This is a genomic window from Pseudomonas sp. (assembly GCF_030150285.1).
In the GTDB taxonomy this organism is placed as follows: Bacteria; Pseudomonadota; Gammaproteobacteria; order Pseudomonadales; family Pseudomonadaceae; genus Aquipseudomonas.
Map to the genome: position 1 here is coordinate 59,213 of NZ_JASLGE010000094.1, position 21,273 is coordinate 80,485.

The window sequence follows — 21,273 nt, forward strand, 5'->3', positions numbered from 1 at the left end:
ACCATGTTAAGTTGGGCAATTACCTTTCTGATTATCGCCATCATCGCAGCTGTTCTGGGTTTTGGTGGTATTGCGGGCACCGCGACCGGTATCGCCAAGATTCTCTTTGTTGTGTTTTTGGTGATGTTCGTTGTGTCGTTCATTTTTGGTCGTCGAGGGCGCTAGGCGCATTTTCGGCATACATCCAGCCTCTCAGGACTGCTCGCGATTGAGCCAACGCCAAAGGAGTGGCGTTGCGTGTTGACTCAATCGCGAGCAGGTCCGTTATGTCAGGTCTGAAAAAGCGTTTGGACACGCGCGTCAGGAATAAAAAAGCCAAGGGTTAGCCTTGGCTTTTTTGCGTTTACGAGTCAGGTCTTTCACCCGTAACACCCTATCGTGACTGAATTTTTAACGAGCATGTGGCTTGAGAGGCCTCTGAGAGCGTCGACCGTATATCGACAAAACCACAAAATCTTTTCTTCATTAATTCCGATTTATATTGTCGGATTTTTCCTCGGTGCGGAGTGGTTCTCTTCCATTTGAGGAGGAGCAAAAATACCTTGAAATAGCCGGCTGACGGCGCTTATGTCGTCTATTCTGAAGTCAATCCCATGTGGGTTGAGGGCGTCTTGTCGGACAAAACTCATGCCGATTCGGCATAGGGTAGGCGTTTACGGCATTAGACGGTTACGCCTTGCATGGGAATAGTTGCGCCTTTTTTCGCCTGCCAAAGAGCCTGTATGGCTTGATTTGGGCGACCTTCTACGGGGGTTCAGGTCGGGTGTTTTTGCGCTCTTTGGCGCTTTAGTCCGAGCCTGTGCCCGAGTCCACTTGAAGTAAGGGTAATGACATGAAGAAGGCAAAACTTAGCCTCGCCTGGCAGATCCTAATCGGTCTGGTTCTGGGTATTGCAATCGGCGCACTGCTCAACCATTTCAGTGCTGAAAAGGCCTGGTGGATCAGTAACGTTCTGCAACCTGCTGGCGATATCTTTATCCGTCTGATCAAGATGATCGTAATCCCAATCGTGATTTCATCACTGGTTGTCGGGATTGCAGGCGTGGGAGATGCGAAGAAGCTCGGTCGCATCGGTCTAAAAACAATTATCTACTTCGAGGTGGTGACCACCATCGCGATTCTGGTCGGGCTGGTACTCGCTAACGTGTTCCACCCGGGTGCCGGCATCGACATGAGTACGCTGGGCACGGTCGATATTTCCAAATATGAGGCCACCGCTGCAGAAGTTCAGCATGAGCATGCGTTCATCGAAACCATCCTCAACCTGATCCCTTCCAACATCTTTGCGTCCATGGCTCGCGGCGAAATGCTGCCGATCATCTTCTTCTCGGTGTTGTTTGGTCTCGGCTTGTCGAGCCTGAATGCCGAATTGCGCGACCCGCTGGTGAAAACCTTCCAGGGCGTGTCCGAGTCGATGTTCAAAGTCACTCACATGATCATGAACTACGCGCCTATCGGTGTGTTTGCGCTGATCGCCGTGACCGTCGCCAACTTCGGCTTCGCCTCGCTGGTACCCTTGGCCAAGCTGGTGGTGCTGGTTTACGCCGCCATTCTGTTCTTTGCCTTTGCCGTACTGGGCCTGATCGCCAAGCTGTTTGGCTTCTCGGTGATCAAGCTGATGCGCATCTTCAAGGATGAACTGGTACTGGCTTACTCCACTGCCAGCTCCGAAACCGTGTTGCCGCGCGTGATCGAGAAGATGGAAGCCTACGGTTGCCCGAAAGCGATTTGCAGCTTTGTGGTACCGACCGGTTACTCGTTCAACCTCGATGGTTCGACCCTGTACCAGAGCATCGCGGCGATCTTTATTGCCCAGCTGTACGGCATTGACCTGTCCATCAGCCAGCAACTGTTGCTGGTATTGACCCTGATGGTCACCTCCAAAGGTATCGCCGGTGTACCGGGCGTGTCCTTCGTGGTGCTGCTGGCTACCTTGGGCAGTGTGGGCATCCCGCTGGAAGGCCTGGCCTTCATTGCCGGTGTTGACCGTGTGATGGACATGGCGCGTACCGCCCTGAACGTGATCGGTAACGCCCTGGCGGTACTGGTGATTTCGCGCTGGGAAGGCATGTACGACGATGCCAAGGGCGAGCGCTACTGGAACTCGCTGCCGCACTGGCGCAGCAAGGAAGCCCTGCCTAAAGGCGAATAATCGCCGCAGATTGCATCCTGTTCTGACAAACCCCGGCCCTGTCCGGGGTTTGTTGTTTTTGGGCGATGGCCGCTATCATTCGCCGCATCTTTGAGGAGTACATCCCGATGCTTAACGGCCTTTGGCTCAGCTTTTTCGTTGTCGCCACCGTGTCGGCATTTGCCCAGTGGCTGGTGGGCGGTAATGCCGGGATTTTTGCGGCGATTGTTGAAAGCATCTTTGCGATGGCCAAGCTGTCGGTCGAGGTCATGATCCTGCTGTTCGGCACCCTGACCTTGTGGCTGGGCTTTCTGCGCATTGCGGAAAAAGCCGGCATCGTTGATTGGTGCGGCAAGGCGCTGGGCCCTCTGTTTACGCGGCTGATGCCTGAAGTACCGCCCGGTCACCCGGCGCTGGGGCTTATCACCCTTAACTTCGCCGCCAACGGTCTGGGCCTGGACAACGCCGCTACGCCCATAGGCCTGAAAGCCATGCGCTCGCTGCAAGAACTCAACCCGAGCCCCACCAGCGCCAGTAATGCGCAAATCCTGTTTTTGGTATTGAACGCGTCTTCTCTGACGCTGCTGCCGGTGACGATCTTTATGTACCGCGCCCAGCAGGGTGCGGCAGACCCGACGCTGGTGTTCCTGCCGATCCTGCTGGCGACCAGCGCCTCGACCCTTGCCGGCCTGCTCTCGGTGGCCGTGATGCAGCGTTTGCGGTTGTGGGACCCTGTAGTGCTGGCGTATTTGATACCGGGTGCCCTGATCCTGGGCGGTTTCATGGCGCTACTGGCCGGTTTGTCGGCCACGGCGTTGGCCAGTTTGTCGTCGATCATGGGCAACCTGACCTTATTCGGGTTGATCATGCTCTTTCTGGTGATCGGGGCGCTGCGCAAGGTCAAGGTCTACGAAGCGTTTGTCGAAGGTGCCAAAGAAGGTTTCGACGTCGCCAAGAACCTGCTGCCTTATCTGGTCGCGATGCTGTGTGCGGTAGGGGTGTTACGGGCTTCGGGCGCGCTGGACTTCGGCCTTGACGGAATACGCCACACGGTTGAGTGGCTGGGCTGGGACACGCGCTTTGTGGATGCATTGCCGACGGCGATGGTCAAACCGTTCTCTGGCAGTGCGGCCCGAGCCCTGTTGATTGAAACCATGCAAAACCAGGGCGTGGACAGCTTCCCGGCGCTGGTGGCCGCGACGGTGCAGGGCAGCACCGAAACCACGTTCTACGTGTTGGCGGTGTACTTCGGTGCCGTCGGTATTCAGCGGGCCCGGCATGCCGTGGGCTGCGCCTTGCTGGCCGAGTTCACCGGTGTTGTGGCAGCCATCGGCGTGTGCTACTGGTTCTTCGGCTAACCTGTACCCCGAGGGCGCACGATCGGTTGTTATCTTTAAAAGGCGCGGCGCACCCGCCTCCGCGCCTCGGGGCTCAGTGCTGTGCTTGCCCTTGCTGCAGCGTCCATTGCACCACCTGTGGCATCAACACGTCTGACGCTCGCCCAAAGCCTTCTACCACTGACGGTACCAGCGGGCTGCTCAGTGGCTGACGTACTTCAAAGCGTTTGGAGCCGATCACACGCTGATCGCTGTTGCGCACCAAGCGTGCGTTGTACTGGACCAGCACTTCGGGGTTCTTGCCGTTGTAGTGTGTTTGAAATGCCAACAACTCACCGCCCAATTCATAATCGGACTGCAAGTTACTGTCATCGGTGCTCAGCCCTTGTATCCGGCCATCCTGCAAGAAGGCATCCAAGAGCCGATTACGCAGCAGCGCTGGCGCAGGGTCGCTCCAGCGGGCACCTTTGTAGCTGCTGATCAAGTTGCCTTCGGGCACTACGGCGATGTTCTGGCTGTTCAACACATTGCTGCTCATGGGCTTGTCGAGACGCAACGACCACTTAACGGGTGCCTGGGCGCTGGTGGCGATCGGCGCTTGCGCAGACGGCAGCCTGTAGACGTCGACCTGTTCAGGCGCGGGAAAAATCGAGCAAGCGCTGATCAAACTCAAACTGACGGCAAGGGCGAATGAACTGGCCAGGCGATAAGTACGGCTCATGGGGTGAATTCCTTGTTCTGTTCGCGGCCCAGCAAATAGCCGCTCGGGTTGGCTTCCAGGCGTCGCGAAATCGAGCGTAGGGTGCTGAGGGTCTCACGTAATTCATTGACCGCCGGGCCCAATTGATTGAGCCCTTGAAAGCCATTGTTCAATGACTGTTCATTGTTGGTGAGCAAGGTGTTGATGGTGTTCGTGCTTTGCTCGAGAGACTTCATTGCCTGCTCGCCGCTGCTGAACATTTGCTTGCCCTGAGTGTTGAGCAGGCCGTTAGCGTTGCGCATCAGCACGTTGGTTTGTTCCAGCGTTGTGCTGGCTTGTTTACCTACCTGAGACAGTTGTTTGAGCATCTGGCTGAGGTCATCGCGCTGGCTGGAAATGGCAGAGGTGGTTTGCTCAAGGTTATCCAGGGTCTTGCCAACGCGGTCGACATTCTCGTGGGAGAACAGGCGATTGGCGTTATGCAGCAGGATGTTGATATTGGCCAGCATGTCATTGCCGTCGGTCAGCAGGCGAGCAATCGGGGAGGGCGCTGCCACGATTTCTGGCAATTTGCCGTCCTTGCCCTTGAGGGGCGGGCTGTTCGGGTCGCCACCACTGAGTTGAATGATGGACGTGCCGGTTACGCCGGTCAGGGCCAGTTTGGCCTTTGTGTCGACCTTGACCGGTGTGCCGGCGGCCAGACGAATACGCGCCAGTACCCGGCGAGGGTCTTTATCGTCCAGTCGCAGCTCGATCACGTCACCGACCTTGATGCCGTTGTATTGCACCGAACTGCCTTTGGACAGCCCGCTGACGGCCTCATTGAACACCACCTCATAGTCCTTGAAGGTGTCATCCATGCTGGCCTTGGCCAGCCACAGGCCAAACAGCATGGCACCCACGATGACCAGCACGCTGAACAAGCCGATCAATACATGATGGGCACGAGTTTCCATGTCATTGCTCCTTAAGCTGGGTTGCCGCTTCATACGCGGCGCGGCCACGGGGGCCATGGAAATATTCATGAATCCACGGGTCGTCGTAGTCTTCGACTTGCCTGATGGGTTCGGCAACCAGCACTTTCTTTTGTGACAACACGGCCACCCGGTCGGTGATGGTGTACAGCGTGTCCAGGTCATGGGTGACGAGGAACACGCTCAGGCCCAACGCATCGCGCAGGGTCAGGATCAGTTGATCAAAGGCCGCCGCGCCAATGGGGTCGAGCCCGGCAGTCGGCTCGTCCAGAAACAGAATGTCCGGGTCGAGTGCCAGCGCTCGGGCCAACGCGGCGCGCTTGACCATGCCGCCCGACAATGACGACGGGTACTTGTCGGCGGCTGACAAAGGCAGGCCGGCCAGTGCCAGCTTAACCAGTGCCAGGTGCTCGGCGTCCGGGCGGCTGAGGCCGGCGTGCTCGATCAAGGGCAGGGCGATGTTTTCCGTCACGGTCAGCGACGAAAACAAGGCACCCTGTTGAAACAGCACACCAAACCGTCGCTCGATCAGCGAGCGTTTGTCCTCTGGCAGGCTCATCAGGTCTTGGCCAAACACCCGGACCTGGCCCTCGGTGGGGCGTCGCAGCCCGACAATGCTGCGCAGCAACACGGATTTACCCGTGCCCGAACCGCCCACCACACCCAGAATCTCACCCTTGTACACATCCAGGTCCAGGTTTTCGTGAACGGTCTGTCTGCCGAATCGGTTGCACAGGCCGCGCACTTCAATCACCGCCTCGCGGGGCGTCTGTATTGCCGTACTCACCAGCCCATCTCCATAAAGAACAACGCGGCCACCGCGTCGAGAACGATCACGATGAAGATCGACTGCACCACGCTGGAGGTGGTGTGGGCACCTACCGACTCGGCACTGCCGCTGACCTTGAAGCCTTCAAGGCAGCCCACGGCCGCGATCAGAAAGGCGAAGAAGGGCGCTTTGGCCATACCGACCAGGAAGTTGCGCACGCCAATGTCCGAGTGCAGCATGGAAATGAACATGTCGGGCGAGATGCCCAACGACACCACGCACACCACAGCCCCGCCTATGATGCCCGACATCATGGCCAGGAATGTCAGCAGGGGCAGGGCGATCAACAGAGCCAGCACCCGAGGCAGCACCAGCAGTTCCATTGGGTCAAGGCCCAGTGTGCGAATGGCATCGATCTCTTCATTCGCCTTCATCGAGCCGATTTGCGCGGTAAAGGCACTGGCCGTTCGGCCCGCCAGCAAAATAGCCGTCAGCAGCACACCGAATTCACGCAAGAACGAGAAGGCCACCAGGTCGACGGTAAAAATCCCGGCCCCAAAATTGGCCAGCACCGTGGCCCCGAGAAAGGCCACCACTGCGCCCACCATAAAGGTCAGCAACATCACAATAGGGGCGGCGTTCAGGCCGATTTGCTCGATTTGCGCCACCACCGGGGTGATGCGCCACTGTTTTGGGCGAAACAGGTTGCGGGCCAAGGTTTGCAGGATCAGGCCGATAAAGCCCAGCAGCTTCATCGTGTCTTGCCAGAGCGTGTCGACCGCCCCGCCAATGCGGCTCAGTAGCAGAATGCAGGTGTTCTGCTCGGCTTCCTTGATGGGTACGCAGAAATCGCGCATGGACGAATACACCGTCTCCAACAAGGCGCGGTCGGCGGCGGGCAGTTTGGAGGAGGAGCCCGCCAACTCACCGAGCCGCTCGGTCCCCAGCAACTCGACCAGCAGCGAAGCCCCGGCTGTGTCGAGCCGCGTCACGTCATCCAGGTCGACTGCTGTGCGAGCGTCGTATTGCCCGGCCAGTTGGGCGGTCAATTGTTTGAGGCGCGCGTAATTGGCAAGCGTCCACTCGCCGCTGATACGCAACTGGGGTGGAGTGCTTGAGGTGTCTAATCGGGCGTCGCCAGCCTTAGCAGTAATGATCGTAAGCTCCGAGCTCAGTTCGCTTAAACGCAGACTCTATGTAATAGCACACTCTCGTAAAAGTGCGTCAGTTTGCATTCGTTGGTGTGTCAGATGATTGATCTGGGTTAACCCGAAAACGTAAAACGCCAATCATTTGACCATCCTCTGTCAGCACCCGGACTTGCCAACGTCCTACAGCGTTGGGCGGGAAATTCTGTTTGTGGGTCCAGGCGCGATAGCCTTCCTTGCGCCCGCCACGAATGTCCAGTGCGATGCGGTCGACTTCCTGACCATTGAGTTGCCACACATGGTAAATGCGCTCGTTCAAGCCGCGCGGGGCGTTGATTGAGGTGTAGGCGTAGAGGCCGCGGTGGCGTAGTTCACTGACGCTGATGTGTGTGAGGCTCTCGCCCGGTGTGCGGTCTTGTAGCTGGGTGGTGACGGCGACCTCGGTCATCCACAGGGTCGCGGGCGGTACCCAGGAGCGCATTAACCAGCCGATGCTGCCCAGCGCCAGTACGATCAAGGGCAACACTAGCCAGCCACGCCAGGTTTTAAGGGGCAGGCTCACGGCCAGGCTGGGGATTGAAAGCAGCACGGCCGTTCCCAGCGCCAGTTTGTAGCTCTCGGCAGTGGTCAGGTTAAGGATGATCGGCAGCGCGGTCAGCATCGCGGCGAACAGGGCAAGGGTGTGCAGCGCCAAAAACAGCCAGCGTTTGGGAGCGAGCCATTTGTAATACAGCGGATCGGTGATCGTGATCAGCGCACTCGCCCCGAGCAGCCCGGTAAATACCAACTGGCCGCTGTTCCAGGTGGTGGTGATGAAGAAGAAAGGCAGGACAAAAAACAGGCTTTCCTGGTGGATCATCTGCGTGGCATAGCGCAGCAGTGGCGGCGGAATTTCGCGTTTGAATACGCGAGTAAACAACTGCGTGAAGCTGTTCTCGAGCATCAGCCAGACCCAGCTCACCAGCAGGATCACAGCAATCCAGCGGGCCATGCCTTGTTGACGGTCCACCAGAATGAAACTGCCTACACCTGAGCAAAACCCGAACAGCGCGATCAGCCCCGGATAGCGCTTCATCAACTCAAGGATGCGCTGTACGTAGTGGTTCCAGTTTGGCATTCGGTGGTTCACATTCTGCGTAGGAAAAAACCTCTACAGAATAGCGGTTTAGCGGGGCGGGCGTCCGGGATGATTGCGCCTTATAAAAACGGTAGTCGCTGTCGAGGTACGAGGCTGCGATGGGTTGCCAAGCCTCGTACTTCGTCAGCGACTACAAGGATTGTGTGCTCGATCAGCGCACGCTGCTTTCGAAGCGGCTTGCCCCCGGCAATTCCAGCACCAGTTCATCGCCCACATTCAGCGGGCCAACCCCCACCGGGGTGCCGGTCATGATTACATCGCCGGCTTGCAGCGAGAAGCAGGCGGCCATGTGCTGGATCATTGGCACGATCGGGTTGAGCATCAAGGCGCTGTTGCCGTCCTGGCGCACTTCACCGTTGATGGTCAGGCGGATGCCGATGTGGGTCAGGTCGGGGAATGTGCTGGTTGAGACGAATGGGGCCAGTACGCAGGCACCGTCGAACGATTTGGCGATTTCCCACGGCAGGCCTTTGCTTTTCAGCTCGGCTTGCTTGTCGCGCAAGGTCAGGTCAAGGCCCGGAGCGAAGCCTGAGATTGCGTCCAGTACTTCTTCAACACTGGGGTTGTTCGACAGCGGTTTGCCCAGCAGCACCGAGATTTCAGCTTCGTAATGCACGGAGCCGCGCTCGGCCGGGATAGCAAAGCCACCCTCAAGCGGAACAACACAGCTGCCCGGCTTGATAAACAGCAGCGGTTCCGTCGGGATCGGGTTGTCCAGCTCTTTGGCGTGTTCGGCGTAGTTACGCCCGATGCACACCACTTTGCCAATAGGAAAGTGAATGCGGGTACCGTCGACATACTGGTGTTGATAGCTCATGGGGGGCTCCTTTGGAGTAGCTGCAAGCTTCAAGTTGTAAGCTTCAAGAGAACAACGCAGAGCTGCACCAGACCCGCTTCAAGCTTGCGGCTTGAAGCGTGCCACTGGCAGCCGCCTTGTTCACAAGGCAAAAATCTTGCCCGGGTTCATGATGCCGTTCGGGTCGAACGCCGCCTTGATGGCCTTCATGTACTCAATCTCAACCGGCGAACGGCTGTAGGTCAGGTAGTCACGCTTGGTCATGCCCACGCCGTGCTCGGCCGAAATCGAACCGTTGTACTTCTCAACGGTTTCAAACACCCACTTGTTCACCGTCGCGCATTTGGCGAAGAACTCGTCTTTGCTCAGATTTTCTGGCTTGAGAATGTTCAGGTGCAGGTTGCCGTCGCCAATGTGGCCAAACCAGACAATTTCAAAGTCCGGGTAGTGTTGGCCGACGATAGCGTCAATTTCCTTGAGGAACGCAGGTACTTTCGACACGGTGACCGAGATGTCGTTTTTGTATGGCGTCCAGTGAGAAATGGTCTCGGAGATGTACTCGCGCAGTTTCCACAGGTTCTGCAGTTGGGTTTCGCTCTGGCTCATCACGCCGTCCAGCACCCAGCCTTGTTCCATGCAGTGCTCGAAGGTTTGCAGCGCCGCGTTGGCCACTTCTTCAGTGGTCGCTTCAAATTCCAGTAAGGCGTAGAACGGGCAGTCTGTCTCAAACGGCGAAGGCACATCACCCCGCGCCATGACTTTTGCCAGTGCCTTGTCGGAGAAGAACTCAAAGGCGGTCAAGTCCAGCTTGCTCTGGAAGGCGTGCAGCACCGGCATGATGGAATCGAAATCAGCGGTACCCAGCACCATGGCGGTCAGGTTTTTCGGCGCTCGGTCCAGGCGCATGGTGGCTTCCACCACCAGGCCCAGGGTGCCTTCGGCACCGATAAACAACTGGCGCATGTCGTAGCCGGTGGCGTTTTTGATCAGGTCTTTGTTCAGCTCCAGCACGTCACCTTTGCCGGTCACCACCTTTAGGCCCGCCACCCAGTTGCGGGTCATACCGTAGCGAATAACCTTGATACCGCCGGCATTGGTGCCGATATTGCCGCCAATTTGGCTGGAACCTGCCGAGGCGAAGTCTACCGGGTAGTACAGGCCGTTTTCTTCAGCCACATTCTGCAGGTGTTCAGTCACCACGCCCGGCTGGCACACCACGGTGCGGTCTGTCAGGTTGATGTCCAGCACCTGGTTCATGTAATCGAATGACACCACCACTTCACCGTTGGCCGCCACAGCCGCCGCCGACAGGCCCGTGCGCCCGCCGGACGGCACCAGCGCGACGCTGTGGGCGTTGGCCCACAGCACGATGGCCTGCACTTGTTCGGTCGTTTTCGGGAACACAATGGCCAGTGGGGCAGGCGCGAAATGCTTGGTCCAATCCTTGCCGTAAGCTTCAAGGGAGTCGGCGTCAGTCAGAACCTTGCCAGGCTCTACCAGGGTCTTTAGCTCATCAATCAAGGCAGGATGGGTCATCAACAGAACTCTCGAACAATTCATGGTCATCCTGAGAACGCTTCACGTCGCAGGAATGGGTGTTTAGCGGGGCGCTTATGCTAGCATATGACCCCCCCGTAGAATCGCGACGTAGGACGATTCTCGGTGCCGGCGTTCACGTCGGCCAGGTCAGCTCTCGCTGTCCATTTCCCTGCCATTTTTTCTCTGGGACACAGGTTTACGCAGATGAGCAAGACTTCTCTCGATAAGAGCAAGATCAAGTTCCTTCTTTTGGAAGGCGTCCACCAATCCGCTGTAGACGTACTCAAGTCTGCTGGTTACACCAGCATCGAGTACATCACCAGTTCCTTGCCTGAAGCCCAGTTGAAGGAAAAGATCGCTGATGCCCACTTTATTGGCATCCGTTCTCGTACTCAACTGACCGAAGAAGTGTTCGATTGCGCCAAGAAACTGGTCGCTGTTGGTTGTTTCTGCATCGGCACCAACCAGGTCGACCTCAACGCTGCTCGCGAACGCGGTATCGCTGTTTTCAACGCCCCTTACTCCAACACCCGTTCGGTGGCTGAGTTGGTGTTGGCTGAAGCGATCCTGTTGCTGCGCGGCATCCCTGAGAAAAACGCTTCCTGCCACCGTGGTGGCTGGATCAAAAGTGCGGCCAACTCCTTTGAAATCCGCGGCAAAAAACTGGGTATCGTGGGTTACGGCTCGATTGGTACTCAGTTGTCGGTACTGGCCGAAGGCTTGGGCATGCAGGTGTTCTTCTACGACACCGTGACCAAACTGCCGCTGGGCAACGCCACTCAGGTCGGCAACCTGCACGAACTGTTGGGCATGTCCGACATCGTGACCTTGCACGTGCCTGAAACCGCCGCCACTCAGTGGATGATCGGCGAGAAAGAAATCCGCGCCATCAAAAAGGGCGGCATTCTGATCAACGCCGCACGCGGCACCGTGGTTGAGCTGGATGCCCTGGCTGACGCCATCAAGGACAAGCACCTGATCGGTGCCGCCATCGACGTGTTCCCGGTTGAGCCGCGCTCCAACGATGACGTGTTCGAAAGCCCGCTGCGTGGCCTGGACAACGTGATCCTGACCCCGCACATCGGTGGCTCCACCGCTGAAGCGCAGGCCAACATCGGCCTGGAAGTGGCAGAAAAACTGGTCAAGTACAGCGACAACGGTACATCGGTTTCGTCCGTCAACTTCCCGGAAGTGGCCCTGCCGGCACACCCTGGCAAGCACCGTCTGCTGCACATCCACGAAAACATTCCGGGTGTGATGAGCGAGATCAACAAGGTGTTCGCCGAAAACGGCATCAACATCTCCGGCCAGTTCCTGCAAACCAACGAGAAAGTTGGCTATGTGGTGATCGACGTCGACGCCGAGTCTTCCGACCTGGCGCAAGAGAAGCTGCAAACCATCAACGGCACCATCCGTTGCCGGGTTTTGTTTTAAAGCAGCTTCAAGCTTCAAGCGGCACGTTCAAGGCAAAAGCAGGTCTGCGCTTGCTTGCCGCTTGTAGCTCAACGCTTGCAGCTCGAATAAAAAAAGGGAGCCCCTTTCAGGGGCTCCCTTTTTTATTTCACATTCACGGTGATTTTCTTCGACACGATGACCGGGTCGAATGCCTGGTGACCCATGTCACCCAGTTCCAGTTGCAAGGTGTGCGTGCCCGGCGTCAGTGTGAGCTGGGTTTCAGTCTGTGCTTTGCCGAAGTGTACGTGGTGATCATCTGTCGGGATGACCTGGCCTGGGGCAATCGGTTGGTCGACGTCGATCAATAAATGGTGGTGGCCAGAGTGCGGGGCTGGGTCACCAGCGGGTTTGAGGTCGATGCCTTCGATGCCGAATTTCACCGTGAAGGTCTTATCCACCGTGGCCCCATCCGCTGGGGAGATGATGGAGACTTTTGCGCCTTCAGGTGCCGGGGTGGCCGCCATGGCCATGACCGAAGCGCCCATCAGTACAGAAGCCAGTGCAACGCGAGACAGTAGAGTGTTCATGTGTTTCTCCGATGTTATAGGGAACCGGGTAATGCCCGTTCAGGCAGGTGCCCGGCGCCGTCATTGACCACACGCTTTGACCCCTCAACGTCGGGATCGGTTCGATTTCAGCTAACCCTACGGTTATACCCGTGCGTAGACGATTGAGCATGAAGAATAGCCGGCCTCTGTGGCTGGGATGATTTAAGGACGGAGGCCGTATTCCCGCACGCCCAGAGGCTCTGTGCCGGGCATGACACTTTTTTGACAAACGGCTCACAGAGTTTTTATCCGCCAGACCTCAAGCTTTAGATCCTCTTCCTACGCACGACTACGTGGCCGACCTGATATGCAGAAACCCCGGATTTTTCCTGCGCTATGCCTGACGCTGTTTGCGTTGATTACCCTGCCTCAGGCCCACGCGGACGACCTGGCAACATCCCGGCCGGCGCAGTGGGCGGTGCCCGTGCAAGCGCAGTACAACCTGTATCAAATGTCCCCGACGCTCTATCGCAGCGCCCTGCCAGACGCTGCTGCCGAACCCTTGCTGAAAAAGTTGCAGATCACAACGGTGATTAATTTTCTGCCTGAGGCCGATGATGCTTGGCTGAAAACACCGGGTGTCAAACAGGTTCAGTTGCCTTACCGCACTAACCATGTAGACGATGCTGACGTGCTTGCTGCGTTACGAGCCATTCAAACGGCACAAGCCCAGGGGCCGGTGTTGATGCACTGCAAGCATGGCGTGGACCGCACGGGGTTGATGGCGGCCATGTACCGTGTCGTGGTACAGGACTGGAGCAAGGAAGAGGCGCTGAAGGAAATGACCGGCGGCTTTGGTGAGAACTCGCACTTCAAGGATGGCGCGAAATACATGATGCAAGCGGATATCCCGAAGCTGCGTGAGGCCTTGAGCAGCGGCGCGTGCAGCACCCGCCCGTTTGCGTCTTGCGTGGTCATGAACTGGTTGAAGCCGCAGAAGACATAAGCGACTGCAAGGCTGCCTTGCGTTGCTCCGGTGCCAGCCGGGCGACGCGCTCTACCTCGGCATAGAACTGTGGCCATTGGCTGGCGTTCTGCTTGAACAGCGCTGCAAACGCCGGCACCCAGCGCTCGTACAAGCCAAAAGGCAATAGCTTGGCATTATTCATTGGCGCGTCTATCCAGGCATCGAAACGCGGGTTGGCACCCCATTGTTGGTCTCGCAACTGACGATACTCGCGGCGCATGCGCTCAAATTCTGCCGCTTTCAGCTCACGCAGGCGCGGCTCCGGCAAGGGCTGTGCGTAGAGTGTTTGCAGCCGTTCGCGGGTATCGAGTACCAGCCCCACAAATTGCTCGTTTTGGCGTGCCGCGTGACGGTCAGCCGGCGGTAAGCCCTGTTGGGCCCGCCATTGGCGCAGGCCTTGTTGTTCCACGAAGCTGGCGAAGGACTCGTTGAACGCGGTGTCATCTTTGACGTACACCTGTTGGTGCGCCAGTTCGTGAAAAATCAGCGCGGCGACCCGGTCATCCCCCCAGCCGAGCATGCTGTTAAGCAGCGGGTCATCAAACCAGCCCAGGGTCGAATAGGCCTCAACCCCGCCGATGTACACGTCTTTACCCTGTTGGCGCTGCAAGGCCGCTTCGCCCCGTGCGCCCCCTGGCGTGTAGTACCCCCGATAGGCCACGCACCCGGCAATGGCAAAGCAATGAGTGACGGGGTTGAGGGAAAACTCTGGGGTGGCAAACACATTCCACACCACGTAAGGCCGTTTGAGGTCAGCGTACAGGCGATAGCTCGCGTTGTCGGGCAAGTGCAGGTGCTGGCTGGCAAACGTGCGTGCGGCCTGGGCCTTGGCTAATTGTTGGCGCAAGGCGGCAGGGCGTTGCGGGTCAGCGATGATATCGGCCACAGGCTCCCGGGCCTTGAGCAGTTGCCATTGCCCTGACGCCAATTGTGAGTAATACCGGGTGCTGGAGCAGCCATTGATCAGCGGTAGCAGGATAAGAACCAGGAGACAGCGGACAAACGGCGTCATAGAACAGTCCACAGAAGCGAGGTGCAAGAGCGATCTTTTGCTTTTAAAAGACCAATAAATCACGTGCAAGATCGTTTGCACCGATTGGGATTCGGGTAAGTCAGAAATCAGCGTTATGCTTGTAATCCACATTCGCGGGATATGTCTATGCGCCACTTCTTGGCAATGCTCATGGCTTTGACGTTGAGCGCTTGCGTCAGCACGCCATTACCGCCTGCTGATCCCGGCAAAGCCTGGATCGACCTGGAGACCCAAACCGGCAAACTGGTGATGGCTGAACGTCTGGATAACCAACGCTTGACTGACGGCCGCTATTTTCAGGTCGCACCCGGCAGTCATGAGTTGATGGTGCGCTTTGACTTTGAAGTGTTTGTGGGCGGTATGGGCATGTTCAGTGACCCGCAAGAACGCTTGTGCTACCTCACCCTCGACTATGCGGATTTTCAGCCTGGCCAGCGTTACCGGCTACAAGCACGCTCCTTGGGGTTTAACGCCTATGCCCGGCTGTACAACGCCGAGGGCAACGTGGTGGCCGAGGAGCGGCTGGTCAATTGCCTGCCGTGAAGATCAGGTGTCGTTCTTCTGATAGATGATCTTTTTGGTGCCGTTTTCACAGGTGCCGACCACCAGATTTTCGTCGTGCACGTCTTCGTTCGCGACGATTTCCAGTGTGTATGACGACACGTTGTTAGCCTGAATCTTGGTTTCGATTTCAGTCTTGAGCTCTTCACACGGTTTGGGTGCCGCCAGGGCGGATGTCGCCAGGGTGCAGCCGATAACAAACAGCGCGAAACGTTTCATGGTGGAACTCCCTTGATGCAGTACGCAATGTGATGGTCTGAGGTGATCAGTGGTCATTCGATCACATTCGGTTCAGCTTGCGAACTGCCCGGGTGAACGCCGCCCCATTCACCGCGAACGGGGCGTGCCTGTGCAGGGGTAGCCTGCTTCAGCTCAACAGGGTAGCGTCGAGCGTAATGGTGGCGTTGAGCACCTTGGAGACCGGGCAGCCTTCTTTGGCCTGGGTGGTCAGTTCGTCGAACTGCTGCTGGGTTGCCCCCGGAACTTTGGCCTTGAGCACCAGGTGCACGGCGGTGATCGCAAACCCGCCGTCCACTTGGTCCAGCGTGACTTCGGCCTGGGTGTCGATGCTGTCGGCCTTGAGCCCGGCATTGCCCAGAATCATTGACAGCGCCATTGAGAAGCAGCCCGCGTGGGCGGCTCCGATCAGTTCTTCAGGGTTGGTGCCTTTGCCGCCTTCAAAGCGTGCCTTGAAGCCGTAGGGCGCTTCGCGCAGTACGCCTGTCTCGGTGGAGATGGAGCCGAGACCGGTTTTAAGGTCGCCTTCCCAATGAGCCGATGCTTTCTTTTTGATACTCATGCGTGCCTCCTGAAGAGCGGCGTGAAGGTTTCACGCCTTGCTTGAAGTTGTGAGGGTAGTCGGTGCCCGAAAGTTCAGCTCGTCAGACCAATCGTCTTTTTCTGTGGCTCAATTCATAGTCTGCTATTGAAACTCGGGTATATGCCCATATTGCAAGATCACTGGCAGGTTTTGGCGAGCGTCATGGCCTGCGTCCTCTCTGGAGAGCCAACTGATGACTCGCTTGTCTGAAACAAAATTCTCGACCCTCGATTTGGTGCCCGTTCGCGAAGGGGGCAGTGCCGCCCAGTCGCTGCACAACTCGCTGGACTTGGCTCAGCATGTAGAAAAGTTTGGCTACAACCGTTTCTGGGTGGCGGAACACCACAATATGGACGGTATTGCCAGTTCAGCGACCTCGGTGCTGATCGGCTATCTGGCGGGTGGCACGTCAACCATTCGGGTGGGGTCAGGCGGGGTGATGCTGCCCAATCATGCCCCGCTGGTGATTGCGGAGCAGTTCGGCACCCTCGAAAGCCTTTATCCGGGCCGCATTGACCTGGGCCTTGGGCGAGCACCCGGTTCCGACCAGATGACCGCACGCGCCTTGCGCCGTGAGCGTTCGGGCAGCGCCGATGATTTCCCGGAAGATGTTGCCGAGCTGGTGCGTTACCTCGGGCCGCGTACCCCGGACCAGCGGGTCATTGCGATGCCCGGCACCGGTACTCAAGTACCGGTCTGGCTGCTGGGCTCCAGCCTGTTCAGTGCGCAGTTGGCCGGTGAGCGCGGCTTGCCTTACGCTTTCGCTTCCCATTTTGCACCGCGTTTGATGCATGAAGCGATTCGCGTCTACCGCAATCACTTCAAACCGTCGGCGGTGCTGGACAAACCCTACGTGATGCTCGGGGTGCCACTGGTCGCGGCCGACACCGATGAACAGGCGCAGTACCTGGCAACCTCGGTGTACCAGCGCATTCTGGCGTTGATGCGGGGCCAGAGCCTGGTGCAGCGCCCGCCGGTAGCAACAATGGATGGCCTGTGGCTGCCCCATGAAAAGGACGCCGTGATGAGCTTTTTAGGGTTGGCGATGGTGGGCAGCCCGCAGAAAATACGCGCCAAGCTGGAGGCACTGGTGGAGCAGACCCAAGCCGATGAGCTGATTTTTACCTGTGACTTGTACGAACATGCGGACCGCATTCATTCGTATGAATTGCTGTCGCAGGTGATGAAAGCAAACTGACGGAGCCCCTGTAGGCGCGAGCAAGCCCGCGCCTACGGGCCTACGAGGTTGCGCGGTGATTAGCCGCGCTTGTAGGCGATCTCTTTAGTGCCGGCCTCGCACGATCCCACCACGGTGTGATCGCTCGGCGTTGTGCCTTTGTCCACGACTGTCAGCGTGTAGTGAGGCACGTGATTGGCATCAATCTTTGCTGCAATTTCGCTTTTCAGCTCTTCGCAAGGCTTGCCCGCCGCGAAGGCGGTGCCCGCCAGGCTCAACAAACCGGCTGCCAGTAGAATTTTTTTCATCCGTCACATCCCCTGTTCAAACAAAAAGGGTGCGGCGTGTATGTGCCACGTCGCACCCAGACGGTGTAGCGGAGTTTATGGCAAACGGCCAGTCCATTAGTTCAAATGAATGATTTCGCTCAACTGCTGGCGATACGGAAACCAACCTTGAGCGTGACCTGATAGTGCGCCACTTTGCCGTCCTTGATGTGCCCGCGGGTGTCGACCACTTCGAACCATTCCAAGTGTTTGATGCTTTTGTTGGCTTCGGCCAGTGCATTACCGATGGCGTCTTCTATGCTGCTCGGGGACGAGCCTACCAGTTCGATTTTTTTGTAGGTGTGATGGTCAGACATAACATTCTCCTTTGTCGAAGATCAAAGCCTAGCAGCGATTGCGCTCTACACTCTGTGACCTTTCGTACAGGAATACTTCAGGTTTTCTGCACTTTCTGAAATCGCTGGAGTCGGACTTAACACACTCACTCATCACTGCAGGAGAGCCACAATGGCTAGCAATTCTTTACGTAAAGCCTCATTGCAAAGCATGGAAGCTGAGATCGAAAGCCTGCTTAAGTCTCTGGAAAGCCTTAAGGACGATGCTTCGGACGAGTCCAAAAAAACCCTCAAAGCGCTGAAAAGCAATGCCGAGAATGCGTTGAAGCATTCGCGTCACCTGCTCACTGATGCGTTTGAAGACGTGAAAGACAAGACCCGCGAAACCGCTATCGCCACCCGTGACTACGCGCAAGAGCACCCGTATGCCACGGCCGGTGTCGCGATCGGGGCATTGGGCCTGCTGGCGGCCTTTTTGATGTGTAAGCGCGGCAACTAATCCACGTCACGGGCCAGCTCGGCTTTGAGCCATTGCGCCAATTGCCGGGCTCGCCCGTCGGCGGCGCGTTTAGGCAGCCACAACGCCAGCTGCGCCGGGGTTTCCTTGAAGCCCCACGGCGCAGCCAGGCGTCCCGCCCGCAAGTCCTCGGCCACCAGTGGCTCGGGCGCTATCGCCACCCCCAAGCCCGCGACTGCGGCTTCAAGCAAATAGTACAAGTGCTCAAACCCCTGACCGTACTGCAATTGCCCGGCATCCAGTGCGCTGTGCCGCGCCCAGCTGGGCCATGCCTGTGGCCGTGAGGTGGTGTGCAGCAGGCGTTCATTGCACAAGGCCTCGGGCGGGGCATGGCGCAAGTGTTCGTAATGGGCGAAGCGCGGGCTGAGCACCGGGCCGATGCGCTCACTGCCCAGCTCATATACCTGCATGTCGGCAGGCCAGGGCGGTTCAGCGAACACCAGCAAGGCGTCCAGACCGGGCCTGCGCGGGTCGAGATCGCCCTCGCCGGCGGACAGGTGCAGGCGCAGGTCCGGCAAGTCGGCATTCAACCGGCCCAAGCGCGGAATAAACCAGCGCGCCAATAAACTCCCGGAACAACCCAGCACAAACGGTGCGTCGACATGGCGTTGCGTGAGTTCATTGCATACATTGCGCAAGCGGTCGAAGGCTTCGCTGCTGGCATCGCGCAGGCGCAGTCCGGCATCGGTCAGCTTGAGCCCGCGCCCTTCCTTGGTAAACAGACTGACCCCCAGGTGTTCCTCCAGCACTTTGAGCTGTCGGCTGACTGCGCCGTGGGTGACGTTCAGTTGCTCGGCCGCCAGGCTCACACTGCTTAAGCGGGCGGTGGCTTCGAAGGCGCGCAAGGCGTTCAGGGGTGGCAGGTCGCGGCTCATGGTATGTGTGAGTTTTCCTGACAGGTTGTGTCGATCTTATCGGTTTTCATCCCGGCCTGTCGCGGGTAAAGTCGGACCCAGTTCTCGACCTTCGTACCTTTTTATCTGGAGCGTCACATGACCCAATCCACTTTGCGTAACGGCCCCGATGCCAATGGCCTGTTCGGCTCATTCGGCGGCCGCTATGTGGCTGAAACCCTGATGCCGCTGATCCTGGACCTGGATCGCGAGTATGAACTGGCCAAGAAAGACCCGGAGTTCATCAAGGAACTGGCCTACTTCCAGCGCGATTATGTCGGCCGGCCAAGCCCCCTGTACTTTGCTGAGCGCCTGACCGAGTTCTGCGGCGGTGCCAAAATCTACCTCAAGCGCGAAGAGCTGAACCATACGGGCGCGCACAAGATCAACAACTGTATCGGCCAGATTCTGCTGGCGCGGCGCATGGGCAAAAAACGCATCATTGCCGAGACCGGTGCCGGCATGCACGGCGTGGCGACGGCCACCGTTGCCGCCCGTTTTGGCTTGCAGTGCGTGATCTACATGGGCACCACCGACATTGAGCGCCAGCAGGCCAACGTGTTCCGCATGAAGCTGCTGGGGGCTGAAGTGATCCCGGTGGTAGCCGGCACGGGCACCTTGAAAGACGCGATGAACGAAGCGCTGCGCGACTGGGTGACAAACGTTGACAGCACCTTCTACCTGATCGGCACCGTGGCCGGCCCGCACCCGTACCCGGCGATGGTGCGCGACTTCCAGGCCGTGATCGGCAAGGAAACCCGCGAGCAGATGCAGGCCCAGGAAGGTCGCTTGCCCGACAGTCTGGTGGCGTGCATTGGCGGTGGTTCCAACGCGATGGGCCTGTTCCATCCATTCCTGGATGACACCGACGTTGAGATCATCGGCGTGGAAGCCGCGGGTTACGGCATCGAAACCGGTCAGCACGCTGCCAGTCTCAATGGCGGCGAGCCGGGGGTGTTGCACGGTAACCGTACCTTCTTGCTTCAGGACGACGACGGTCAGATCATCGACGCGCACTCGATTTCGGCCGGTCTTGATTACCCCGGTATTGGCCCGGAACACGCGTGGTTGTATGACATCGGCCGGGTCCAATACACCTCGGTGACGGACGACGAAGCCCTGCAAGCGTTCCACAAATGCTGCCGTCTTGAAGGCATTATCCCGGCCCTGGAAAGCGCCCACGCATTGGCCGAAGTGTTCAAGCGCGCGCCGACCCTGCCTGCCGACCACCTGATGGTGGTTAACCTGTCCGGCCGAGGCGACAAAGACATGCAAACCGTGATGCACCACGCTCAACAACAGCAGTCCCAGCAGGAGAAACACTGATGAGCCGCCTGCAAACGCGTTTCACCGCCCTCAAGGAACAAAACCGCGCCGCGCTGGTGACCTTTGTCACCGCCGGTGACCCTGGCTACGACATCTCGCTGGCTATTCTCAAAGGCTTGCCGGCGGCGGGTGCTGACGTGATCGAGCTGGGCATGCCGTTCACCGACCCGATGGCCGACGGCCCGGCCATTCAGCTGGCCAACATCCGTGCGCTGGGGGCCAAGCAAAACCTGGCCAAAACGTTGCAGATGGTGCGCGAGTTCCGCGAAGGCAACAGCGACACACCGCTGGTGCTGATGGGGTACTTCAACCCGATCCACCACTATGGCGTGGCCCGTTTTATTGCCGAAGCCAAAGAAAGCGGCGTAGACGGCCTGATCGTGGTGGACATGCCGCCCGAGCACAACAATGAACTGTGCAACCCGGCGCAAGCGGCGGGCCTGGACTTTATCCGCCTGACCACCCCGACCACCGACGACGCTCGTTTGCCGACCGTCTTGGCCGGCAGTTCGGGGTTTGTTTACTACGTGTCAGTAGCCGGTGTAACCGGGGCGGGTTCTGCGACCACCGAGCAAGTCAGCGCGGCGATCGAACGCCTGCGTCGTCATACCGACTTGCCGATCAGCGTCGGTTTCGGCATTCGCACCGCGGAACAGGCCGCTGCCATAGCGCGCCTGGCCGACGGCGTGGTCGTGGGCTCGGCCTTGATCGACAAAATCCAAAACGCAGCCACGCCAGAACAAGCCGTGGATGGCGTCTTGAGCCTGTGCGCGTCCCTGGCTGAAGGCGTACGCACCGCCAGGCATTGATGTTGCAGTAGGG

General features: G+C 58.2%; 24 protein-coding genes. 10 read left to right on the forward strand and 14 right to left on the reverse strand.

What is annotated here, in order from left to right; translation table 11 throughout:
* Positions 1 to 3: 3 nt before the first annotated feature.
* The 3 genes from Q1W15_RS22180 (at position 4) to Q1W15_RS22190 (ending at position 3,489) form a co-directional block, all read left to right on the forward strand.
* Positions 4 to 165, forward strand: a complete 162-nt coding sequence (locus Q1W15_RS22180; RefSeq protein ID WP_300732526.1) for a DUF1328 domain-containing protein — start codon at positions 4 to 6, stop codon at positions 163 to 165.
* 667 nt (positions 166 to 832) lie between these two features.
* A complete protein-coding gene (gltP, locus tag Q1W15_RS22185) occupies positions 833 to 2,152 on the forward strand; it encodes a glutamate/aspartate:proton symporter GltP (RefSeq protein WP_300732528.1) in 1,320 nt (439 codons plus the stop codon).
* A 107-nt stretch (positions 2,153 to 2,259) separates the two neighbouring features.
* Positions 2,260 to 3,489, forward strand: a complete 1,230-nt coding sequence (locus tag Q1W15_RS22190; RefSeq protein WP_300732531.1) for a nucleoside recognition domain-containing protein — start codon at positions 2,260 to 2,262, stop codon at positions 3,487 to 3,489.
* A 73-nt stretch (positions 3,490 to 3,562) separates the two neighbouring features.
* Here Q1W15_RS22190 and Q1W15_RS22195 read toward each other — a convergent pair whose 3' ends face one another.
* From Q1W15_RS22195 to Q1W15_RS22225, 7 genes are all read right to left on the reverse strand, one after another.
* Complete coding sequence (locus tag Q1W15_RS22195) at positions 3,563 to 4,189, reverse strand: ABC-type transport auxiliary lipoprotein family protein (protein WP_300732537.1); 627 nt, start codon at positions 4,187 to 4,189, stop codon at positions 3,563 to 3,565.
* Positions 4,186 to 5,124, reverse strand: coding sequence for an MlaD family protein (locus tag Q1W15_RS22200; protein ID WP_300732540.1), 939 nt, complete (start codon positions 5,122 to 5,124; stop codon positions 4,186 to 4,188). Before Q1W15_RS22200 ends, Q1W15_RS22195 begins: the two co-directional genes overlap by 4 nt.
* 1 nt (position 5,125) lies before the next feature.
* Positions 5,126 to 5,929 carry an ABC transporter ATP-binding protein gene (locus Q1W15_RS22205; RefSeq protein WP_300732542.1) on the reverse strand — a complete coding sequence of 268 codons (804 nt, stop codon included), beginning with the start codon at positions 5,927 to 5,929 and terminating at the stop codon, positions 5,126 to 5,128.
* Positions 5,926 to 7,068, reverse strand: a complete 1,143-nt coding sequence (locus Q1W15_RS22210) for an ABC transporter permease (RefSeq protein ID WP_300732653.1) — start codon at positions 7,066 to 7,068, stop codon at positions 5,926 to 5,928. Before Q1W15_RS22210 ends, Q1W15_RS22205 begins: the two co-directional genes overlap by 4 nt.
* Positions 7,069 to 7,135: 67 nt before the next feature.
* Positions 7,136 to 8,176: a DUF5924 family protein gene (locus Q1W15_RS22215; RefSeq protein WP_300732545.1), complete on the reverse strand. Its 1,041-nt coding sequence runs from the start codon at positions 8,174 to 8,176 to the stop codon at positions 7,136 to 7,138.
* Positions 8,177 to 8,348: 172 nt separating this feature from the next.
* Positions 8,349 to 9,014 (reverse strand): fumarylacetoacetate hydrolase family protein, encoded by a 666-nt coding sequence (locus Q1W15_RS22220; RefSeq protein ID WP_300732546.1) that lies wholly within the window; start codon positions 9,012 to 9,014, stop codon positions 8,349 to 8,351.
* Between the two features lie 120 nt (positions 9,015 to 9,134).
* On the reverse strand, positions 9,135 to 10,529 hold the full coding sequence (locus Q1W15_RS22225; protein WP_300732549.1) for an FAD-binding oxidoreductase: 1,395 nt from the start codon (positions 10,527 to 10,529) through the stop codon (positions 9,135 to 9,137).
* 207 nt (positions 10,530 to 10,736) lie between these two features.
* Here Q1W15_RS22225 and serA point away from each other — a divergent pair, with 207 nt between their 5' ends.
* The gene (serA, locus tag Q1W15_RS22230; RefSeq protein WP_300732552.1) at positions 10,737 to 11,966 is read left to right on the forward strand and encodes a phosphoglycerate dehydrogenase; all 1,230 of its coding nucleotides are present in this window, start codon (positions 10,737 to 10,739) and stop codon (positions 11,964 to 11,966) included.
* 122 nt (positions 11,967 to 12,088) lie between these two features.
* Here serA and Q1W15_RS22235 read toward each other — a convergent pair whose 3' ends face one another.
* Positions 12,089 to 12,514 carry a DUF4399 domain-containing protein gene (locus Q1W15_RS22235; RefSeq protein ID WP_300732555.1) on the reverse strand — a complete coding sequence of 142 codons (426 nt, stop codon included), beginning with the start codon at positions 12,512 to 12,514 and terminating at the stop codon, positions 12,089 to 12,091.
* Positions 12,515 to 12,842: 328 nt separating this feature from the next.
* Here Q1W15_RS22235 and Q1W15_RS22240 point away from each other — a divergent pair, with 328 nt between their 5' ends.
* On the forward strand, positions 12,843 to 13,481 hold the full coding sequence (locus Q1W15_RS22240; RefSeq protein ID WP_300732558.1) for a dual specificity protein phosphatase family protein: 639 nt from the start codon (positions 12,843 to 12,845) through the stop codon (positions 13,479 to 13,481).
* Here Q1W15_RS22240 and Q1W15_RS22245 read toward each other — a convergent pair.
* Positions 13,450 to 14,514, reverse strand: coding sequence for an aminopeptidase (locus tag Q1W15_RS22245; RefSeq protein WP_300732560.1), 1,065 nt, complete (start codon positions 14,512 to 14,514; stop codon positions 13,450 to 13,452). The two genes, Q1W15_RS22240 and Q1W15_RS22245, sit on opposite strands and share 32 nt — an antisense overlap.
* A 147-nt stretch (positions 14,515 to 14,661) precedes the next feature.
* On the opposite strand from Q1W15_RS22245, the gene Q1W15_RS22250 reads away from it, so the two are divergent.
* Positions 14,662 to 15,078 (forward strand): hypothetical protein, encoded by a 417-nt coding sequence (locus tag Q1W15_RS22250; protein WP_300732563.1) that lies wholly within the window; start codon positions 14,662 to 14,664, stop codon positions 15,076 to 15,078.
* Between the two features lie 3 nt (positions 15,079 to 15,081).
* Here the strand turns inward: Q1W15_RS22250 and Q1W15_RS22255 are convergent, their stop codons facing one another.
* Together Q1W15_RS22255 and Q1W15_RS22260 are read right to left on the reverse strand one after the other, a co-directional pair.
* On the reverse strand, positions 15,082 to 15,315 hold the full coding sequence (locus Q1W15_RS22255) for a DUF1161 domain-containing protein (RefSeq protein ID WP_300732567.1): 234 nt from the start codon (positions 15,313 to 15,315) through the stop codon (positions 15,082 to 15,084).
* A gap of 148 nt (positions 15,316 to 15,463) precedes the next feature.
* Positions 15,464 to 15,895, reverse strand: a complete 432-nt coding sequence (locus Q1W15_RS22260) for an OsmC family protein (protein ID WP_300732570.1) — start codon at positions 15,893 to 15,895, stop codon at positions 15,464 to 15,466.
* 214 nt (positions 15,896 to 16,109) lie between these two features.
* Here Q1W15_RS22260 and Q1W15_RS22265 point away from each other — a divergent pair, with 214 nt between their 5' ends.
* Positions 16,110 to 17,114, forward strand: a complete 1,005-nt coding sequence (locus Q1W15_RS22265; protein ID WP_300732576.1) for an LLM class flavin-dependent oxidoreductase — start codon at positions 16,110 to 16,112, stop codon at positions 17,112 to 17,114.
* 59 nt (positions 17,115 to 17,173) lie between these two features.
* Here the strand turns inward: Q1W15_RS22265 and Q1W15_RS22270 are convergent, their stop codons facing one another.
* Complete coding sequence (locus tag Q1W15_RS22270) at positions 17,174 to 17,401, reverse strand: DUF1161 domain-containing protein (RefSeq protein ID WP_300732578.1); 228 nt, start codon at positions 17,399 to 17,401, stop codon at positions 17,174 to 17,176.
* 119 nt (positions 17,402 to 17,520) lie between these two features.
* Entirely contained in the window at positions 17,521 to 17,736 is a 216-nt protein-coding gene (locus Q1W15_RS22275; RefSeq protein WP_300732581.1) for a dodecin, read from the reverse strand.
* 151 nt (positions 17,737 to 17,887) lie between these two features.
* Here Q1W15_RS22275 and Q1W15_RS22280 point away from each other — a divergent pair, with 151 nt between their 5' ends.
* On the forward strand, positions 17,888 to 18,214 hold the full coding sequence (locus tag Q1W15_RS22280) for a YqjD family protein (protein ID WP_300732584.1): 327 nt from the start codon (positions 17,888 to 17,890) through the stop codon (positions 18,212 to 18,214).
* Here the strand turns inward: Q1W15_RS22280 and Q1W15_RS22285 are convergent.
* Complete coding sequence (locus Q1W15_RS22285) at positions 18,211 to 19,107, reverse strand: LysR family transcriptional regulator (protein ID WP_300732587.1); 897 nt, start codon at positions 19,105 to 19,107, stop codon at positions 18,211 to 18,213. The genes Q1W15_RS22280 and Q1W15_RS22285 overlap by 4 nt on opposite strands.
* A 117-nt stretch (positions 19,108 to 19,224) precedes the next feature.
* On the opposite strand from Q1W15_RS22285, the gene trpB reads away from it, so the two are divergent.
* Complete coding sequence (trpB, locus tag Q1W15_RS22290; protein WP_300732596.1) at positions 19,225 to 20,451, forward strand: tryptophan synthase subunit beta; 1,227 nt, start codon at positions 19,225 to 19,227, stop codon at positions 20,449 to 20,451.
* Entirely contained in the window at positions 20,451 to 21,260 is an 810-nt protein-coding gene (gene trpA, locus Q1W15_RS22295; protein ID WP_300732600.1) for a tryptophan synthase subunit alpha, read from the forward strand. The genes trpB and trpA overlap by 1 nt, the downstream gene beginning before the upstream one ends.
* The last annotated feature ends 13 nt before the right edge of the window (positions 21,261 to 21,273 follow it).

What these genes read in the sequence shown, in the direction of transcription:
- Q1W15_RS22180 (WP_300732526.1), top strand. Translation starts at nt 4, where the DNA reads ATGTTAAGTTGGGCAATTACCTTTCTGATTATCGCCATCATCGCAGCT.
- gltP (WP_300732528.1), top strand. Translation starts at nt 833, where the DNA reads ATGAAGAAGGCAAAACTTAGCCTCGCCTGGCAGATCCTAATCGGTCTG.
- Q1W15_RS22190 (WP_300732531.1), top strand. Translation starts at nt 2,260, where the DNA reads ATGCTTAACGGCCTTTGGCTCAGCTTTTTCGTTGTCGCCACCGTGTCG.
- Q1W15_RS22195 (WP_300732537.1), bottom strand. Translation starts at nt 4,189, where the DNA reads ATGAGCCGTACTTATCGCCTGGCCAGTTCATTCGCCCTTGCCGTCAGT.
- Q1W15_RS22200 (WP_300732540.1), bottom strand. Translation starts at nt 5,124, where the DNA reads ATGGAAACTCGTGCCCATCATGTATTGATCGGCTTGTTCAGCGTGCTG.
- Q1W15_RS22215 (WP_300732545.1), bottom strand. Translation starts at nt 8,176, where the DNA reads ATGCCAAACTGGAACCACTACGTACAGCGCATCCTTGAGTTGATGAAG.
- Q1W15_RS22220 (WP_300732546.1), bottom strand. Translation starts at nt 9,014, where the DNA reads ATGAGCTATCAACACCAGTATGTCGACGGTACCCGCATTCACTTTCCT.
- Q1W15_RS22225 (WP_300732549.1), bottom strand. Translation starts at nt 10,529, where the DNA reads ATGACCCATCCTGCCTTGATTGATGAGCTAAAGACCCTGGTAGAGCCT.
- serA (WP_300732552.1), top strand. Translation starts at nt 10,737, where the DNA reads ATGAGCAAGACTTCTCTCGATAAGAGCAAGATCAAGTTCCTTCTTTTG.
- Q1W15_RS22235 (WP_300732555.1), bottom strand. Translation starts at nt 12,514, where the DNA reads ATGAACACTCTACTGTCTCGCGTTGCACTGGCTTCTGTACTGATGGGC.
- Q1W15_RS22240 (WP_300732558.1), top strand. Translation starts at nt 12,843, where the DNA reads ATGCAGAAACCCCGGATTTTTCCTGCGCTATGCCTGACGCTGTTTGCG.
- Q1W15_RS22245 (WP_300732560.1), bottom strand. Translation starts at nt 14,514, where the DNA reads ATGACGCCGTTTGTCCGCTGTCTCCTGGTTCTTATCCTGCTACCGCTG.
- Q1W15_RS22250 (WP_300732563.1), top strand. Translation starts at nt 14,662, where the DNA reads ATGCGCCACTTCTTGGCAATGCTCATGGCTTTGACGTTGAGCGCTTGC.
- Q1W15_RS22255 (WP_300732567.1), bottom strand. Translation starts at nt 15,315, where the DNA reads ATGAAACGTTTCGCGCTGTTTGTTATCGGCTGCACCCTGGCGACATCC.
- Q1W15_RS22260 (WP_300732570.1), bottom strand. Translation starts at nt 15,895, where the DNA reads ATGAGTATCAAAAAGAAAGCATCGGCTCATTGGGAAGGCGACCTTAAA.
- Q1W15_RS22265 (WP_300732576.1), top strand. Translation starts at nt 16,110, where the DNA reads ATGACTCGCTTGTCTGAAACAAAATTCTCGACCCTCGATTTGGTGCCC.
- Q1W15_RS22270 (WP_300732578.1), bottom strand. Translation starts at nt 17,401, where the DNA reads ATGAAAAAAATTCTACTGGCAGCCGGTTTGTTGAGCCTGGCGGGCACC.
- Q1W15_RS22275 (WP_300732581.1), bottom strand. Translation starts at nt 17,736, where the DNA reads ATGTCTGACCATCACACCTACAAAAAAATCGAACTGGTAGGCTCGTCC.
- Q1W15_RS22280 (WP_300732584.1), top strand. Translation starts at nt 17,888, where the DNA reads ATGGCTAGCAATTCTTTACGTAAAGCCTCATTGCAAAGCATGGAAGCT.
- Q1W15_RS22285 (WP_300732587.1), bottom strand. Translation starts at nt 19,107, where the DNA reads ATGAGCCGCGACCTGCCACCCCTGAACGCCTTGCGCGCCTTCGAAGCC.
- trpB (WP_300732596.1), top strand. Translation starts at nt 19,225, where the DNA reads ATGACCCAATCCACTTTGCGTAACGGCCCCGATGCCAATGGCCTGTTC.
- trpA (WP_300732600.1), top strand. Translation starts at nt 20,451, where the DNA reads ATGAGCCGCCTGCAAACGCGTTTCACCGCCCTCAAGGAACAAAACCGC.